This is a genomic window from Staphylococcus caprae, assembly GCF_003966625.1.
Classification (GTDB): Bacteria; Bacillota; Bacilli; order Staphylococcales; family Staphylococcaceae; genus Staphylococcus; species Staphylococcus caprae.
This window is the reverse complement of sequence record NZ_AP018587.1, coordinates 572,772-591,128: the sequence shown is the minus strand read 5'-3', so window position 1 is coordinate 591,128 and position 18,357 is coordinate 572,772. Positions and strand designations below refer to the sequence as shown.

Here is an 18,357-nt window from a genome sequence, read left to right as displayed (position 1 = left end):
TTTCTCTATTTTAAATGGTGCAAATTTTATTTTTTAAGTTTAAATGGAATTGTACATAAAATAACGTTCTTTTGATAGATGAGGTGCATTTTCAATCTAAAACTTGTTTGGTTATGCAATAAATTATGCCACGGTTTCTTAGGAATAAATTCAGGCACAACCACTGTAATTAAATAATTTTGATCATTTGCTTTCTTACGAATTTTGTCGATAAATCTTGAAATAGGACGAATGATACTTCGATATTCTGAATGCAGGATGACTAATCTTACATCTGGGAAGTGTCGTTTCCATTTCTCCATCAACGCTTTATCGTCTTCATCACCAAAAGTCACATGTACTGCAATCACATCATTGTTAGCCAACATTTGTGCGTAATAAATCGATTTATCAACCGCAGTCGTAATACTAGGTATTGGCACAATAGCCAAATTACGATCCACTACAGGAATATCATGTACATCGATATCTGAACGCAATTCTTGAGCTATATTTTTATAATGCGTATTAATTCTGATAAATACGGACACAACAAATGGTAAGAACAGTAATATTGGCCATACTTGAGTGAATTTAGTAATTAATAAAATCATAAACACGATAAACGTAATTGTTCCGCCTACTAAGTTAAATGATAATTTAATCCCCCAACCTTTAGGTCGTTCTTTTGTCCATTTTAAAACCATTCCAAACTGAGCGAGTGTAAATGGGATAAACACACCAACGGCATATAAAGGAATTAAATTTTCTGTCATTCCATTAAATACAATAATCAAAATAATTGCCAATACACCTAATACAATAATCGAGTTAGAATAACCTAAACGATCTCCACGAACTATAAACATACGTGGCATGTATTTATCTTTAGACATTGATGCAGCCAACATCGGAAAAGCAGTAAATCCTGTATTAGCAGCTAGTACTAATATCATTACTGTCGTTGCTTGGACGAAATAGAAAGCAACATTATTACCAAATATTTTTGATGCTAATTGAGATAATACTGTTGTTTCAGTTTGTGGCATAATGCCATAAACGTAAGATAACCCCACGATTCCTACAAGTAAGACAGCAAGGATTGAACCCATTGCGATAAGTGTTTTAACTGCATTTTTTGGTGCAGGATCTTTGAAGTTAGTCACGGCATTAGAAATCGCTTCTACACCAGTTAAAGATGATGCCCCAGAAGAGAATGCCTTCAACAGCAAGAATAATGTCACTCCTGGTACTGCAGTCCCCACAGTCGAATGCATATGTGGTTGAATGTCTCCAGTTGCAACTCTGTATGTTCCTACAATAATTAATACAATTAAACCTATGATAAATAAATAAACTGGATAGGATAACACTGTTGCCGATTCAGTTAATCCTCTCAAGTTCATGATTAATATGAATAAAACTAATAAACAAGCAATTAATACTTTAAAATGATATAAATTTGGAAATGCAGCTACAAATGCATCTGCACCCGACGAAATACTTACGGCAACTGTCAAAATATAGTCGACTAATAGCGAACCACCTGCGAGCAATCCCCATTTCTCGCCGAGATTCGTCTTAGATACCATATACGCGCCTCCACCTTTAGGATAGGCGTATATCACTTGTCGATATGACATGATTAAAGCTGCAAGTAAAATAAGTACCGCACCAGCAATTGGCAAAGTATACCATGAAGCAACGGCTCCAACTACTGATAGAGTAATTAAAATCTGCTCTGGCCCATATGCCACAGAAGATAATGCGTCAGAAGATAAGATTGCTAAACCTTTGAATTTAGTTATTTTCTCATCCTTCAAATCTCTATTTTTCTTTGGTCTACCGATCAAAAGTCTTTTAAATTGATTGAACATGACTCCTACCTCTTTAACTCTTTATCAATGGCTAAACTATACTCCCATCTTTAGAAAATGTATAGGATTTCATGATATCTTTTATTATATAGTTTACTCAATTAGTGTTATAATACACTTATTTTTAGTTGTAAATTACCAATTATTTTAACTACAAAAAGATTGTCAACAACGTGATGAGTCTTCTTATGAAGTAATCTTTACGAAAACTGTTATAATAAACACACTTATTACATCTAGGTTGCGTACAATCAAAAATATAAAACATAATTGATAGAGGATGGCATAATGAAAACAAAACCTTTTATTATCACTGCTTTCGTAATGATGGTGCTTTTAATGAGCGGTATATTAACAAAACACTATACAGCACATAGTAAAACCGAAACGATGTTAACACATCATTCGCAAAAGCAAATCGATAGCATTGTTCATTCAGCAATGCGAAATGGGAAAATACCAGGAGTTTCTGTATTAATCATTAAAGATAATAAAATCTTCTTAAATAAAGGTTATGGTTATGCTAATGTAAGTCAGAAAACAAAAGTAACACCCCGTACTCGATTTGAAATTGCTTCAAATACAAAGGCATTTACTGGATACAGTGTGCTACAACTTGCTAAGGAAGGTAAACTGAATTTAAACGATAAAGTATCAAAATATGTACCTGGTTTTTATATGAATTATGATGATGAAAAAAAGGACATTACAATAAAGCAACTACTCGGTCATACTAGTGGTATACCTAGCGATATCACTGAAGAAGATCATTATTCTGAAGACTATAATAGTATTAAAAATATAGTAGACTATGCGAAAGGTAAAGAACTGAATGAAGCGCCTGGAGATGCCTTTGAATATTCTAATATGAACTACGATATTTTGGGTCTCATTGTTCAGAACGTTTCACACCAATCATACCAATCTTATATTAAGGAACATATATTATCACCTTTAAACATGAAAGATACGACGTTTAAAACTACAAGTAAAAAAGGTAAAAATGAGGCTTCTGGTTATGAATTAATCAGTGGTGACACTGAAAAAACCACACCAGAATTCAATATTGGGGATACACCTTCAGCGTTTATGATGTCTAGCACAAAAGATTTGGAAAATTGGATTAAAATGCAATTGGAACCTTCCGACAAAACACGATCTATTGTTGAACAATCCCATCAGGCCATTTCTAAATCTGAGGGTATAGCAGATGCAAATGGTTATGGGGCAGGATGGTTTATTAATTCGAATGACCATACTATTTATCACACAGGCACTTTAGACAATTTCTCATCTGAAATTTTATTAAATCCGAAAAAATCATATGGCATTGTCGTATTAGCGAATATGAATTCTTCACATGTTACAAATTTAACTGACAATTTAAATTCGCAAATTTTAAATAATGATCATTATACAACTATTGAGCAAAAAATTGATCAATCAGCAAATTTTAATCACACAATTACAATTCTTTCATGTATTGGCACATTTATATTTCTGATACTGAGTCTAAGTCGCTTAAATAAATTGAAACTTAAACGAATCGTATATGATAAAAGAAAAATTGCGTTTATCAGTTTTTTACTCCTACTGACACTCTTTGTTTTATTTAGTATCGCCATTTACTTGCTTCCATTATTTATTTTAGGTAATGCTAGCTGGACATTCGTATTATCATGGTTACCGATTCATGCTAAGTGGCTCATCGCTAGTTTTTATATTTTCATGCTCATGATTATGATATGGCTTTCTGTTGTTATTTTGACACGTCAGCCAAAAACATAGATTGCATTTTATTGCATCTAAGCAAAGATTTTTAACATTTAGGAACGATTGCACATTCAAAAGTACGTATTTTGTTACTTTTAGGATGTGCAATTTTTTGCTTTTTTTAATACTTTGTATATAATTTTTTGATAAAATTTAGTTATCCAAATAGAGATAGAAAGAAGAAGGAAGATGACGATGCATAAACGACTCACTTTAGTATTGTTAAGTTTGATTATATTTTTAACTGGTTGTGATTATTCTAAGAAAGAAAATCAGACTGGCATTTTCTACAATACATTTGTTAAACCTATGGATGGTTTACTTCACTTTTTAGGGAGACTTTTTCATGATAATTACGGTTTAGCCATTATTGTGATTGTACTCATCGTTCGGTTTATCTTACTTCCTTTAATGCTGATTCAAGTGAAAAATATGCATATGATGCGCGAAAAAACAAAAGTAGTAAAACCTGAATTAGATGCAATTAGAGAGAAAATTAAAAATGCTGATTCACAAGAAGAACGTAACGCTGCAAACCAATTACTAATGAAAAAATATAAATCATATGGTATTAATCCATTTAAAAATATGATCGGATGCTTGCCTGTCATAATTCAAATCCCTATTCTTATGGGACTATATATGAGCTTAAAATACCCTACTAGTGATGGTATTACAAAATATCCTCATTTCTTATGGTTTAATTTAACAGAACCTAACTTAATTATGACTATTATCGCAGCGAGTATGTATTTTATTCAGCCGTTAGTCAATTCAATACATTATCCTAAAGATCAACGAACAACGTATTATGTCATCATGGTTGTGTCACCCATATTTATTACATATGCTTCATTGACTTCAGCTTCAGCTCTAGGATTATACTGGAGTATAAGTGCTGGTTTCTTGATTATACAAATGCATTTTGCCCACTCTTATTATGGTAAACTGGCACGTCAAGAAGCTGCTAATCTTAAAAAGCATTTAAATCAGAATCAAGAAAAGGAAATAGAATAAATAAAAAATTAAAAAAGCACGATTTAAAGTGAAACGTAAACGCAATCAATGATTGCGATGTCTTACTTTAAATCGTGCCTTTATTTTATTCTATAGGGTCCATACCATCTTTCCAACTTGGATAGATTAAAGTACCACCTTGTGCTTTAAATTTATCATTTGCTACGCCTCTTTCAAATGGTTGCGCAGGTTGAATATTGATTTTTGGATCAACTTGCAATTGATTTTTATACCATTCTGCAAAATCAGATCCTTTAACTGGCTCATCATCAGCAACATTATAAATACCACTATCAAAATGAATCGCTTGAATTGATGTTTCTACAGCATCATCAAGATGAACGAATGATGTTACACCATCACTTAAAGTAACATCTCCATCAATAAATTGATTATAAATCATACCATCTTTACCGTACCAAGTTCCAGGCCCATATAACCAACCGAAACGTAGTACCACATATTCATCAATACGTGCAGTTTCTTTTTCAAGGCCCTCAACACCGTCTACAGTAATCTTTCTGTCACCTGTTGAATTATAATCTAAAGGCGTCTCCTCAGTCGCTAAACCTTCCCCAGGTTCATACGTAAATGCAATACTTTGAGCAATGACTTTTCTCACATTATGTTTAAGTGCGGCATCCATAAGATTTTTAGAGCCTTCAATTCTCACTTTAGTATTAGCACTCATATCTACATTTTTTAAATCAGTAATTTGATTAATGATGATTTCAGGCTTGAATGCTTCAATCGCTGCATCAATCGTTTCAGCCTTTAAGATGTCTCCTACATAGGGTTGAACTCCAGCACTTTCTAATTTTTGTTTGCCATGTTCAGATGTTGTGAAACCAGCAACTTCATGTCCTTCCTCTTTGAGACGTTTTGTTAATCTTGTTCCAATTAATCCAGTTGCACCTGTTACGAATATTTTACTCAATTTATTCACCTTCTCTTTCTATTTTTCTGAAAATGAATTCCCAAATCTACTCTACTTTTGAGCAGATCTGACATAATCAATGGCATTCATCCAAACGATATGTCCCAATAATTCTGAAATACGTTCTTCTTTCGGTAATTCCTCAACTTTTGGAGTTAATCCCATTTGCGGTAAAAGATATTCATGGAAAAAGGTATTAACAGCAATTCCAAATAAACCACCTCTTAATGCAGTTACTTTGGAACACTTTTCAGCTAAGACGGCATACGCAAACGCATGCACAATTGAGAAACCATAATGAATACCCATGACCGTCAGAGGAATTTCATTCTGATTGTAAGTATACGAGGCATTTTTAATTTTTTCAGGTAATCCGACTTGATTTAATAATGTCAAAGGCGGTGGTTCTTCTTCACGTTCAGGTGTTCTCGGGGGCATAAGCGCTTCCCAGCCCATTTTCACAGCTCCACCAATAAAACCGCCGACAATTCCTGTAACTATGATACGTCGACATGTACTGGACATGATTTCATCTCCTTTTTATCTTACGTGTATTTGTTTACCCTTTTGTAAAATACTAAAGCATAAGATATCGTTTAAATTAATAAAAAAGAAACAGCATACGTTCAACCTTATATCTGAAATCATTAATTAGGCTATAACTTGTAAGCTGTTTCTTTAATTTTATTGTGCATTCAATTGATTTTCCTTTGAATGAATAAGATTTGTTACAAATGCATTAACTGGCGCTGGTATATTATTTTCCTTACCTAATTGAGCCACAGCACCATTAATATAATCAATTTCTGTTTTACGGTGATCTTTAATTAAATCTTGATACATAGATGGATAATGTGGTCCTACCTTCTCATTTAAATTAATCAGATACTCAAATACTTCATCTACATTAAGATAAACATCATCTGTTGTAGCCACATGAACAATTTCTTGTGTCAGTTGATAAATTAAATTTTTAGCATAACTACTGTCATTTAATGTAGCTAAATTACATTCCAAGATACTACATAACGCGTTGGCTGTTCCATTGACGCAAATCTTTTTCCATATGGATTGATGCAAATTATCACTCTCAACCCCATTTAATTCAGCTTTATTTAAAATATCCACCACAACTTTAACATTATCTTTTCCTTCAGGAACGAGACTTCCTATTTCAACAGGGCCACTTCCCATGAGGTGCGTACGTCCTGGTTTGTCTATTCCTGCTGTCCATGTTGTTACGCCACGTACAATTCTATATTCTTCAACATAATTTCGAATAACACGTTCATGCTTTAATCCATTCATTGTACATACAATGATTGTTTGATTGTGTAAATGAGGTTGTATGTCTTCCAAAACATGCTTGAGTTGCATTGATTTAGGAAAAAGGAAGACAATATCGTAGACTTCAGATTGTGGAATTTGAGAGAAACGATACATAGGAATATCAAAATGATACATTGAACCGTTGATATCGATGTGTAACCCTTCTTGTTGAATTGACGTGACTTGTGGTTCCCATCCATCAATAAGTGACACATCATAACCATGTTGGAATAATTTAGCTCCGAATCCACTACCGAGTGCGCCTGAACCAGCAATTGCTATTTTCATGCAAGCCATCCCCTTTAATTGAGTGATTTTGTTTTTAAAGTACAACTTTTGTTGCTGCGCGTCAATGCATCATAAGTATTTTTTCTAAATTTTCTGTTAATTTTACCTGTAAAATAAGACTAGGAGATTCAATATACTTTCATAGTTCCTTAAAGGCTCACACTATTCATCAGACAACTCGCCGTCAATACTTCGTTTTCCTTTTAGGAACAAAACTATTTTTCCTAGTCTTAAATCACTTATAAATTTGATTGTTTTTTCGGTACTAAAATTAAAATCGATACTAGAGCAATGAATGCAACAATGGCATTGAAAATGACGCCGGTAAAACCGCCTAATGATAAGTTTAATTGAGAAGCAAGCACACTATAAACTGTACTTGAAATTGCGACACCAAAGGCATTACCTAAAGAGGAAGCCATTTTATATACACCTGAAGCAACACCAACTTTATCGTCTGGTGCTTGAGCTACTGCAGTATCTGTTGATGGTGTGGCATAAATTCCTAAACCTGCACCAAATAGTAAATATCCTACAACACTTGCTGTGATATACCAGAAATCTGGGAGAAATGTTAACGATAGTAAAATTAACCCTAACACCGTTAGACCGCTTCCCATGAGTAACGGGCGCTTAGGTCCTAACTCTTGCAAAATTTTCTCGCCCACACGAATCATAATTAAGACGGCGATTAAATATGTAAGTGAAATATAACCCGTTTGTTGAGAATTAAAATCTAATTCTTGTTGGTAGTAAGTATTAACTACTATTAAAGCACCGCCAGCTACACCATTTAACATAAAGTTAGAAATCGTCGCGCCGGTATAGCCTTTATTTTTAAATATTTCGAAATCAACAAGTGGATGTTTAACTCTATTTTCATATATCACAAAGGCAATTAAAGAAATGATAAACACTGCGATTAAACCCAAGATGATTGGAGAAAATAGACCATAATTCGATGTTTGCGTAATAATAACATTAATACTTAACATACAAACGACAAGAATGACTAAGCCTATGACATCAAACTTCTTAGACTTGGATGGTTGGTTTCCAATAGGTTCTGCTTTCGTTTCAGGTGTGTGTTTAATTAAAAACATAGCAAGTATAGTCAATACAATTGAAACGATAAAGATAGAACGCCAACCTAAATTGGTAGCCATCATACCACCAAATAAAGTACAAACGCCACTTCCGCCCCATGATCCAATTGACCAATAACTTAAAGCACGTTGTCTAGCTGTACCAATATAATATTCATTGATAATTGCTAAGGTTGCCGGCATAATACAAGCTGCTGACAAACCTTGAACGGCGCGACCAATGATTAATAGACTTGGTAAAGGCGTGATGATAATAAGAACTGAACCAATGATATTTAAGGCCAAACCAATATATGTGAGTTTGACACGCCCAAATTTATCCGCAAAGTCTCCGGCCCCAACAATAAATAAACCTGAAAATAGCGCTGATAAACTTACGGCGATATTTATCGTACCAATATCACTGTTATAAGATGATTGCAACGGCACAACCAAATTAACCAACGACTGCGCAAATAACCAAAATGTGATAACCCCTAATATGATACCTAATAATAGGCGGTTATCTCCCCTAAATGCTCTTGAATTATCCATCAATCACTTTTCCTCCTATTGAATTAGAAACCCTATTCATGAAAGACTAACTCATCTTAATATAATTTCCCGAAACAACTTTCTAAAAGTTTCCCCTGCTTTTTTAGAAATAATACATTAAGAAACTTTATCACACATCAATTCTCTTTTTAAATCATATAATACTTAATAATAATTAGCTTAAATAATGATGTGTCACGTGAGTTATCTTAATTTGTACATTAATTTCTTATAATTTTTAGAAAATTTGTAAATATAGAAACATATTCTACACTATCTACTTTGATTTTTCCATACTCTACTGAATACGTATGCCGACATATTTAATCATCCATACCAGTCTTTATAGGAATGTAAGTGCTTTATTCAACGATCTTGAAAATTTTTCCACGTCACTATACATGATGAAATAAGTCTAAAAAATATATTTTTTATGGCGATTTATTAACGTTTTGAATATTTGTATAAATTAAACACCACTTAAAAAATAATAAGTATTACAATGTGTTTTATAGAAAGTAAAGGAGGAATTATTGTTTTGATAAACTCTAATTCGAATAATGAAGATACGAAAGTTCAACAAGGAAAAACATATCATTTTTTCCAACAAGCTTTAACATTAGCTGCCGTCTTACTTATTGCTAAAATTATCGAATCATTTATTCCGATTCCAATGCCAGCTTCAGTGATTGGTCTCGTTTTGCTATTTATCGCATTATGTACTGGCATCGTCAAACTAGAACAAGTTGAAACAGTAGGAACAGCACTAACGAATAATATCAGTTTCTTATTCGTTCCAGCTGGTATTTCAGTAATCAATTCTTTGCCTATTTTAAGCAAAAGCCCAATATTAATTATATTATTGATTATTATTTCTACTATCTTGTTACTCGTCTGCACTGGTTTCGCCTCTCAACTCTTAGTGACGAAATCATTATTCCCTTCTAGAGAGAAAAATAAAGAAACGAGTCAAATCGGAGGTTAAACAATGATTGAACATTTAGGAATCAATACACCCTACTTTGGAATTTTACTGTCCTTAATTCCATTTGTGATTGCTACATATTTCTATAAAAAGACGAACGGGTTCTTTTTATTAGCACCTTTATTTGTCAGTATGGTTGTAGGGATTGTATTTTTAAAAGTAACTGGCATCAGCTATCAACAATATAAAGTTGGTGGTGACGTTATTTTCTTCTTCTTAGAGCCGGCTACAATTAGTTTCGCTATTCCGTTATATAAAAAACGTGAAGTATTGAAAAAATACTGGCTTGAAATCTTTGGTGGCATTGCAATAGGAACAGTGAGTGCACTGATGCTCATCTACCTAGTAGCTAAAATATTCCAATTTGGTTCACAAATTATTGCATCAATGTTACCTCAAGCTGCAACAACAGCTATCGCCTTACCTGTATCTGAAGGTATCGGTGGGGTTAAAGAATTAACGTCATTAGCCGTTATTCTTAATGCGGTTGTGATTTCTGCGCTAGGTATTAAAATAGTTGAACTATTTAAAATTTCTAATCCTATCGCTAGAGGTTTAGCATTAGGAACAAGTGGTCATACGTTAGGTGTCGCTGCTGCTAAAGATTTAGGAGAAACGGAAGAATCAATGGGGAGTATTGCCGTAGTTATCGTAGGTGTTATTGTGGTAGCTGTTGTGCCTATACTCGCACCCATCTTACTATAAAAAATATAGCTCCTAAAATGAAGTTTTGTAATGACTTCTTTTAGGAGCTATATTTTGTATTAAGTATTCATTTTTTGATATTAGCTTAATTTTTGAACTTGGTGTTCTTGTCCTTTATTTTTACGGGTTGGGTCTAAACGTTTTTCTAAGAAACGTAAGCCAATATCTATAATAATAGCTATTAATGCGATTGGAATGGCGCCAGCTAAAATGAATGTTGTACCATCAGTTGAATTCGTACCACGAATAATAATATCTCCGAGTGTTGGTGCCCCGATAAATGAACCGATCGCTACAATACCAATGGCTACGACAAGCGCAATTCTAATACCTCCAATAATTACCGATAATGAGAGCGGTAATTCAATCATACGAAGTACTTGGTTACCAGTCATCCCCATTCCTTTGCCAGCATCTTTAATATTGTCATCTACTTCAACAATACCTGTGTAAGTATTTTTAATAATAGGAAGTAATGAATATAGGAATACGGTCACTACCACTGTCGTTGGTCCAAGACCCATTGCTAACATTAAAATGGCTAACATCGCAATGGCTGGTACAGTTTGAATAACATTAGCAATTGTAATGACGATCCATGATAAACGTTTATATTTCGCTATAAAAATACCAACCGGTATACCAATGATACATGCAAATAAGACGCCATACACTGACATCAATAAATGCTTAAAGAACAACTCTAAAAGGAAGGCCCAGTTGAGAGAATAATACTCTAATATTGAATGTAATAAATTACCTTTCATTATTTTTGACCCCCTTTTTCATCATCAAAATAATGATGTTTCTTCAGATACTCTTCTGCAATCACTGCTGGTTCTTTCCCTTTACCATCTGCTTCATAATTTAATTTCTGCATTTCTTTCGTCGTAATTCTACCTTGTAATTTCTTCAAAGCTTTATCGATTTTTGGATTATCTTTTACAAGTTTTTCTGTAGCTAACGGACTGCCGTCATATGGTGGGAAGAATTTACGATCATCTTTTAAGATTTTCAAATCATAAGCAGCGATACGACCATCAGTGGAATAACCGACGGCTACATCTAACTTTTTATTTTTGAGTGCATCATATACAAGTCCGATTTGCATAGGACGTGCACTATCAAATTTAAATCCATAATCTTTAACGAAAGCAGGATAACCATCTCCAGCACGGTTCATCCATTGTGTGTCCATACCTAAACGTAATTTGTCTTTATACTTTTCTAAATCGGACACTTTTTCTAAATGATACTTTTTAGCAGTTTCTTTTGTGACCATAAATGCATAAGTATTCGCAAAACCTAAAGAATTGTAATATTTTTGGTCATATTTCTTTTTAAACAAACGTTGTGTTTCTGACATCGCTTTTTTAGGATCTTTAGTCGGTTTCGCATCAAGTACACTCGTAAGTTCTGTGCCGGTATAACGAACCGCTGACATATTAACATCTCCACGTTGCAACGCATTATGTTGGATAATACTAGATCCTAAGTTACCTATTAAAGTTGGCTTAATTTTATCTTTTGTTTCATGTTCAATCATTAACTTTTCCATATTAGCTATAATCTTTGTTTCACTTGTTTCAGTTGTTGTAATTTTGACATCATCTTTTGCATTGCCATCACCAAGGCCTGGTAAACTACATCCAGATAATACTAAGAGAGACAATGCAATGAGAATAACTGTATATTTCAAATGTTTCATCAATGACGTTTCCTCCCTTTTTAATTATCTAGATACTTTAAGACCTTTAGGCACTACCCACTTTTCAACTAATGAAAGTAAAAAGTCGACGATTAATGCTAAAAGTGTAACCAAAATTGCTGCACTAATAATCATAGGTGGTTGATACAGATTTAAACCATTAAATACAAGATCACCTAAGCCACCTGCACCAACGTAACTTGCAAGTGTAGCCCAACTAATGACGTACACACTTGAGAGACGTATACCACTGATAATTAAAGGCAACGCAAGTGGTAACTCCACATCTTTCATTAACTGCATTTTAGTCATTCCCATACTTTGACCTGCTTGAATGACGTTTTTATCAATATTTTTCACACCTAATACTGTATTATTTAAAATCGGTAATAATACATAGATAAATAAAGCTACAATTGCAGGTGTTTTACCTACACCGAAAATCGGAATCATAATAGCTAACACTGCGAGCGTAGGAATCGTTTGAAGCACCCCTGCGATTGTTAACACGACATTGGCTGTACGTGTCGTTTTAGATAACAAGATGCCTATAGGTACTGCTACAACAATTGCGATGAGTAACGCAATAATAGAAATATAGAAATGTTCTATCGTTTTTGATACTAGTTGACCGCCATACTCATGGAAGAATGCACCCATTATTGATCAACTCCCGTTTTCTGAGTATCGTCAGGCTCGTTGGCTCCTTTATGTTGTAACTCCGATTCTTGCGCAATATTCTCTTCTTGCTCTTGTTGTACGCGATTGTGGGAACCATTTTCAGAAGAGGTCTCAGCCTTAGTAGTCTCACTTTCGTCTTCACCCCAGATAGAATCGTAAACGATATCTACTAAGTTGGCGCGGGTAATCAAGCCAATGAGTTGGTTATGATCATCGACGACTGGCACATTTCTTACATTACGTTTAAGAATGGTACGCACAGAGTCTTGCAATTTCGAATCTATATGTACTTTATATACGTCACGTTGCATTGTATCGATAAGTTCTTTACCTGTTCTTAAACCTTGATTAATGTCTTCGATATCTAAGAACCCTAGCAACGTGTTGTGATTATTCACAACGAAAATCGTATCTACACGACGTTGTCTCATCACATTGACCGCATCATTTAATGAATCATCTGCATGAACAGTTACCGGCTTAATCATGGCACCTTCTACTGTCTTCATGTTCGGACGATCTTGAATAAGACGATTTTGACCAATGAAATCTTTAACGAAATCATTAGCTGGATTTCTTAAAATATTATCTGGCGTATCGTATTGAACGACTTGCCCTTTTGACATGATACAAATTTTATCTGCCAATTTGATGGCTTCATCCATATCATGTGTGACGAAAATAAATGTTTTACCTAATTTTTGTTGCAATTCTTTAACTAAATCTTGTAACGTGTCACGAGTAATTGGATCCAGTGCTCCGAACGGTTCATCCATTAAAATGATGTCTTGTTCAGCAGCCAGTGCACGTACGACACCGATACGTTGTTGTTGACCCCCTGATAATTCTGCAGGATAACGATCCAAATATTCCTCAGGTAAATCTACTAATTTAATTAATTCTTTCGCTTTAGCATCTTTCTTTTCTTTAGACCATTTTAAGAGTTTAGGTACTAAAACAATGTTCTCTCTAATAGTCATATGTGGCATTAATCCAATTTGTTGAATGACATAACCAATACTTCTACGCAATTCAACAGGATTCATATTACGCACATCTTTCCCATTCATCGTAATTTGGCCGTCAGTTGCCTCAATCATACGATTAATCATACGTAAGGCAGTCGTCTTACCACTACCACTTGTCCCAATAAATGCGATAAATTCTCCTGATTCAATATCCAAAGAGATACTATCAACCGCTTTTTTATTCCCTGAATAAATTTTGGTTAAGTTTTTGATACTTAACATAGTTGTGTTCCCCTTTCTTGTGGTTAAAGTAACGAAGCTCATTTTCAAAAATAAAAGACCTCAAGAGCAGTTGTTAAACAAATAGTTTCATAAGTTAAACAAGAGCGCAGAGGCCTTTGCTTTTAAAATTTTAAATATGTAATCATACACGAGTAATAACAAAGCTTGCTCAAAACTGTACACTCATGGGCTGGCTTGAACTTCGACCGTTACATAACTATATACCCTATATTATTTTATTAAACATTGCTCACGGGCACATAGTAACAATTTTTTAAGTTAAAGTTTTTATAAAAAAGCAATGATATCTACATTTATAACATTGGAAAATTAATTTTCAGTGAGAAAAATAGGAAATTAAAATTTCGTGAATTATTTCACATAATTTTGCCGTAAACTATTGAAATCCCATAATAATAGTATTATTCTCAAAGTGTAATAAGAATTATTACGCTAATCAAAAGACTGAAGAAGTTTCGGATGTCAAATTTACAATTGAGGGGTTGTTAAATATGAAGGCAGCAGTCTGGTATGGACAAAAAGATGTACGTGTAGAGGATCGCGAACCTAAAGCATTGAAAGATAATGAAGTTCAAGTGAAAGTATCATGGACAGGTATTTGTGGCACAGACTTACATGAATATTTAGAAGGACCTATTTTCATTTCAACAGACAAACCCGACCCACTATTAGGTCAAAAAGCACCTGTGACGTTAGGTCACGAATTTTCAGGTGTAGTAGAAAATGTCGGTAAAGACGTTACGCGTTTCAAAAAAGGTGACCGTGTTGTTGTAAATCCTACAGTTTCTAAACGTGAAAAAGAAGAAAACATCGATTTATATGATGGTTATTCATTTATTGGTTTAGGCTCAGACGGTGGATTTGCTGAATTCACTAATGCACCTGAAACAAATGTATATCATTTACCTGATAATGTAACAGCACGTGAAGGCGCACTTGTAGAACCAACTGCCGTTGCAGTACAAGCAGTTAAGGAAGGCGAATTATTATTCGGTGACACTGTCGCAGTATTTGGAGCAGGACCAATTGGTTTATTAACTGTTATCGCAGCGAAAGCGGCTGGCGCAAGTAAAATCTTTGTCTTCGATTTATCTGAAGAACGTTTAGAAAAAGCGAGAAGCGTTGGTGCAACACATACCTTCAATTCTGCAAATGTAGACCCAGTGAAAGCAGTTTACGAACATACTGACAATGGTGTAGATGTATCATTTGAAGTCGCTGGCGTAGGTATTACATTACAACAATCTATCGAAGTGACACGTCCTCGAGGCACATCAGTGATTGTGGCTATTTTCGGTCATCCGGTAGAATTTAACCCACTACTACAAATGAATAAAGGTGTTAAATTAACAACTACAATTGCTTACACACCTACAACGTTCCAACAAACTATCGACTTAATCGCAAACGGTAGCTTAAATGTTAAAGATGTAGTTACTGATGAAATTGAATTAGATAATATCGTTGAAAGTGGATTTAATCAACTTGTAAATGACAAATCTCAAGCTAAAATTTTAGTACGTTTGAATGGCGACCAAAAATAATTCTATACGAATTTAGAGTGAAATAAAAAGAGTGAACAAGTTGGAATCTGTTCACTTAGAACTGTCGATAAAGTCTTTGGCTTTATCGACAGTTTATTTTGATTCGGGTTGAGTCGATGTGATTTTGTCATGCTTTAGATAAATTCCTTTTTATTTATCTTGCATTCCTTTTCCATTTAAAATATGATCCACATACTTTTCAATGCGATTAATACGTGTTTGACTGCGTTTTGCTTGTGAGAAATGGTACAGGTATTGATGTTGTCGTCCAGGTGTTAGCTGATAAAAAGCTTCTTTAAGTTGTGGATTTTCTGCAAATTTCTGTTCTAATTCTTCAGGTACTTCATAGTCTTCATTTTTCTTCATCTCAACTTTTTTACCTGCTTTTTCAGTTTTAATTGCTTCATTTAAATAATATTTAATTTCCTCTTCGCGATTTTTAATTTCATCTAAACTTTCGAATCGAAGTTGACGTGCTGCTTGTACTTTTTCAGTTTGTTGAATTAATGTTCCATATTTGTCTTCTAATATGGCACCTTTATGGAAGAGAAGCGCTACATAATGTTTAAAGCCATGAATGAGAACCACGTTCTTTCCATTTAATGTATAACACGGGTGCATCCATTTATAAGTTTCTTCAAGTTCTGTATCTTGAAAAATTAAATCTCTAAGAAATTGATAACATTCTTGCCATTGACTATCTTTATTTAAAAATTCTTCTACTTTTTCATTTTTTTGTTTATTCACCATTATTTAATCTTTCCAATCCTTTTATTTAGTATTAAAGCCTATTATATAATTAATTTTCAGAAAAATCGAATTATGCAAAGTTTATTAAATTTATACAAATACACAATTTGACTATTAAATAATCTAGCGTATAATTGTAGCGTAGTAATTTGTTGAATTTTTCAGCATATAAAAAGGAGTAATTATGGAAAAAAATAATAAATCGAAAAGTAGTAAGATTAACCTCTCGCAACTCGTCTTACTAGGACTTGGTTCTCTTATCGGTTCTGGTTGGTTATTCGGTGCATGGGAGGCTTCATCTATCGCGGGTCCAGCCGCCATCATTTCTTGGATTATTGGTTTCGTAGTTATTGGTACGATAGCTTACAACTATATCGAAATCGGAACAATGTTCCCTCAATCAGGCGGTATGAGTAACTATGCACAGTATACTCACGGATCACTACTTGGATTCATTGCAGCATGGGCCAATTGGGTTTCACTCGTAACAATTATCCCAATTGAAGCTGTTTCTGCTGTACAGTATATGAGTTCTTGGCCTTGGGACTGGGCTAAACCTATGGGAGCTTTAATGAAAGACGGTTCCATCAGTACGATTGGTTTATTTGCCGTTTACATCATTATCGCAATCTTCTCACTTTTAAACTACTGGTCAGTTAAATTATTAACTTCATTTACAAGTTTAATTTCAGTATTTAAATTGGGAGTACCTTTATTAACAATCATTATGTTAATGATTTCAGGATTTGATACAAACAACTATGGTCACTCAGCAAGTACGTTCATGCCATATGGTAGTGCACCAATCTTTGCTGCGACAACAACTTCAGGTATCATTTTCTCATTTAATGCATTCCAAACAATCATTAATATGGGTTCTGAAATTAAAAATCCTGAGAAAAATATTGCACGTGGTATTGCGATTTCGCTTACATTAAGTGCAGTATTATATATCATTCTTCAAAGTACATTTATTACTTCAATGCCAAGTTCTATGATTCATGAACATGGTTGGAATGGTATCAACTTCAATTCACCATTCGCAGATATGGCGATCTTATTAGGAATTAACTGGCTTGCTATTTTATTATATGTTGAAGCCGTAGTATCTCCTTTTGGTACTGGCGTATCATTCGTCGCAGTTACTGGTCGTGTATTACGCGCTATGGAAAAGAATGGTCATATTCCTAAATTCTTAGGAAAAATGAATGAAAAATATAATATTCCGCGTGTTGCCATTGCATTTAACGCGATTGTAAGTATGATTATGGTTACATTATTCCGTGATTGGGGTACATTGGCAGCTGTTATTTCCACTGCAACACTCGTTGCTTACTTAACAGGTCCAACAACAGTTATTTCATTACGTAAAATGGCACCTAAGATGACACGTCCATTCAAAGCGAACATCTTGAAATTTATGGCACCATTGTCATTCGTTCTTGCGTCACTTGCAATTTATTGGGCAATGTGGCCGACAACTGCAGAAGTTATTTTCATTATTATTTTAGGTTTACCAATTTATTTCTTCTATGAATATAAGATGAATTGGAAAAATACTAAAAAACAAATCGGCGGTAGTTTATGGATTATCATTTATCTTATCGTTCTAGCCTTCTTATCATTCATAGGAAGTAAAGAATTCAAAGGTATGAACTGGATTCATTATCCATGGGATTTCTTAGTGATTGCAATCGTCGCATTAATCTTCTATCAATTAGGTACGACAAGTTATTTCGAAAGTATCTACTTCAAACGTGCTAATAAATTGAACAAGAAGATGGGCGATAAATTAAGAAAACGCCGTAGAAAAGCAAGACATAAAGATTGGAAAGAAAGAGACCGCCAAGAACAAAACAACTAAATCACATGA

16 protein-coding genes are annotated in these 18,357 nt (G+C 34.0%); 6 read left to right on the top strand and 10 right to left on the bottom strand.

Going from position 1 to position 18,357, the window contains the following annotated elements; all coding sequences use genetic code 11:
* Positions 1–26: 26 nt before the first annotated feature.
* Entirely contained in the window at positions 27–1,856 is a 1,830-nt protein-coding gene (locus JMUB898_RS02625; RefSeq protein WP_002444155.1) for an APC family permease, read from the bottom strand.
* A 288-nt stretch (positions 1,857–2,144) separates the two neighbouring features.
* Between JMUB898_RS02625 and JMUB898_RS02620 the strand changes: the two genes are divergently transcribed.
* Positions 2,145–3,644: a serine hydrolase domain-containing protein gene (locus JMUB898_RS02620; protein WP_002444157.1), complete on the top strand. Its 1,500-nt coding sequence runs from the start codon at positions 2,145–2,147 to the stop codon at positions 3,642–3,644.
* 180 nt (positions 3,645–3,824) lie between these two features.
* The gene (yidC, locus tag JMUB898_RS02615; RefSeq protein ID WP_037541647.1) at positions 3,825–4,646 is read left to right on the top strand and encodes a membrane protein insertase YidC; all 822 of its coding nucleotides are present in this window, start codon (positions 3,825–3,827) and stop codon (positions 4,644–4,646) included.
* 85 nt (positions 4,647–4,731) lie between these two features.
* Here the strand turns inward: yidC and JMUB898_RS02610 are convergent, their stop codons facing one another.
* The 4 genes from JMUB898_RS02610 to JMUB898_RS02595 all read right to left on the bottom strand — a co-directional run bounded on the left by JMUB898_RS02610 (position 4,732) and on the right by JMUB898_RS02595 (position 8,840).
* Complete coding sequence (locus JMUB898_RS02610; protein ID WP_037541649.1) at positions 4,732–5,583, bottom strand: NAD-dependent epimerase/dehydratase family protein; 852 nt, start codon at positions 5,581–5,583, stop codon at positions 4,732–4,734.
* Between the two features lie 51 nt (positions 5,584–5,634).
* Entirely contained in the window at positions 5,635–6,108 is a 474-nt protein-coding gene (locus JMUB898_RS02605; RefSeq protein WP_002444163.1) for a DUF1440 domain-containing protein, read from the bottom strand.
* 159 nt (positions 6,109–6,267) lie between these two features.
* The gene (locus JMUB898_RS02600; RefSeq protein ID WP_037541651.1) at positions 6,268–7,200 is read right to left on the bottom strand and encodes a 2-dehydropantoate 2-reductase; all 933 of its coding nucleotides are present in this window, start codon (positions 7,198–7,200) and stop codon (positions 6,268–6,270) included.
* Between the two features lie 239 nt (positions 7,201–7,439).
* Positions 7,440–8,840, bottom strand: a complete 1,401-nt coding sequence (locus JMUB898_RS02595; protein ID WP_002444167.1) for an MFS transporter — start codon at positions 8,838–8,840, stop codon at positions 7,440–7,442.
* A gap of 538 nt (positions 8,841–9,378) precedes the next feature.
* Between JMUB898_RS02595 and lrgA the strand changes: the two genes are divergently transcribed.
* Entirely contained in the window at positions 9,379–9,825 is a 447-nt protein-coding gene (lrgA, locus tag JMUB898_RS02590) for an antiholin-like murein hydrolase modulator LrgA (protein WP_037541652.1), read from the top strand.
* A gap of 3 nt (positions 9,826–9,828) precedes the next feature.
* Positions 9,829–10,530, top strand: a complete 702-nt coding sequence (lrgB, locus tag JMUB898_RS02585) for an antiholin-like protein LrgB (RefSeq protein ID WP_002444173.1) — start codon at positions 9,829–9,831, stop codon at positions 10,528–10,530.
* 80 nt (positions 10,531–10,610) lie between these two features.
* On the opposite strand, the gene JMUB898_RS02580 is transcribed toward lrgB, so the two are convergent.
* Genes JMUB898_RS02580 through JMUB898_RS02565 form a run of 4 tightly spaced genes read right to left on the bottom strand, consistent with a single transcriptional unit; the run spans position 10,611 to position 14,169 of the window.
* Entirely contained in the window at positions 10,611–11,297 is a 687-nt protein-coding gene (locus JMUB898_RS02580; protein ID WP_002444175.1) for an ABC transporter permease, read from the bottom strand.
* On the bottom strand, positions 11,297–12,241 hold the full coding sequence (locus JMUB898_RS02575; protein WP_172594856.1) for an osmoprotectant ABC transporter substrate-binding protein: 945 nt from the start codon (positions 12,239–12,241) through the stop codon (positions 11,297–11,299). Before JMUB898_RS02575 ends, JMUB898_RS02580 begins: the two co-directional genes overlap by 1 nt.
* Before the next feature lie 21 nt (positions 12,242–12,262).
* Positions 12,263–12,898: an ABC transporter permease gene (locus JMUB898_RS02570; protein WP_002444179.1), complete on the bottom strand. Its 636-nt coding sequence runs from the start codon at positions 12,896–12,898 to the stop codon at positions 12,263–12,265.
* Positions 12,898–14,169, bottom strand: coding sequence for a betaine/proline/choline family ABC transporter ATP-binding protein (locus JMUB898_RS02565; RefSeq protein WP_002444181.1), 1,272 nt, complete (start codon positions 14,167–14,169; stop codon positions 12,898–12,900). The genes JMUB898_RS02570 and JMUB898_RS02565 overlap by 1 nt, the downstream gene beginning before the upstream one ends.
* Positions 14,170–14,681: 512 nt before the next feature.
* Between JMUB898_RS02565 and JMUB898_RS02560 the strand changes: the two genes are divergently transcribed.
* On the top strand, positions 14,682–15,734 hold the full coding sequence (locus JMUB898_RS02560; RefSeq protein WP_002444182.1) for a 2,3-butanediol dehydrogenase: 1,053 nt from the start codon (positions 14,682–14,684) through the stop codon (positions 15,732–15,734).
* A gap of 150 nt (positions 15,735–15,884) precedes the next feature.
* On the opposite strand, the gene JMUB898_RS02555 is transcribed toward JMUB898_RS02560, so the two are convergent.
* Positions 15,885–16,484, bottom strand: a complete 600-nt coding sequence (locus JMUB898_RS02555; protein WP_002444184.1) for a YdeI/OmpD-associated family protein — start codon at positions 16,482–16,484, stop codon at positions 15,885–15,887.
* 184 nt (positions 16,485–16,668) lie between these two features.
* Between JMUB898_RS02555 and JMUB898_RS02550 the strand changes: the two genes are divergently transcribed.
* Positions 16,669–18,348 carry an APC family permease gene (locus JMUB898_RS02550; RefSeq protein ID WP_002444186.1) on the top strand — a complete coding sequence of 560 codons (1,680 nt, stop codon included), beginning with the start codon at positions 16,669–16,671 and terminating at the stop codon, positions 18,346–18,348.
* Positions 18,349–18,357: the final 9 nt, after the last annotated feature.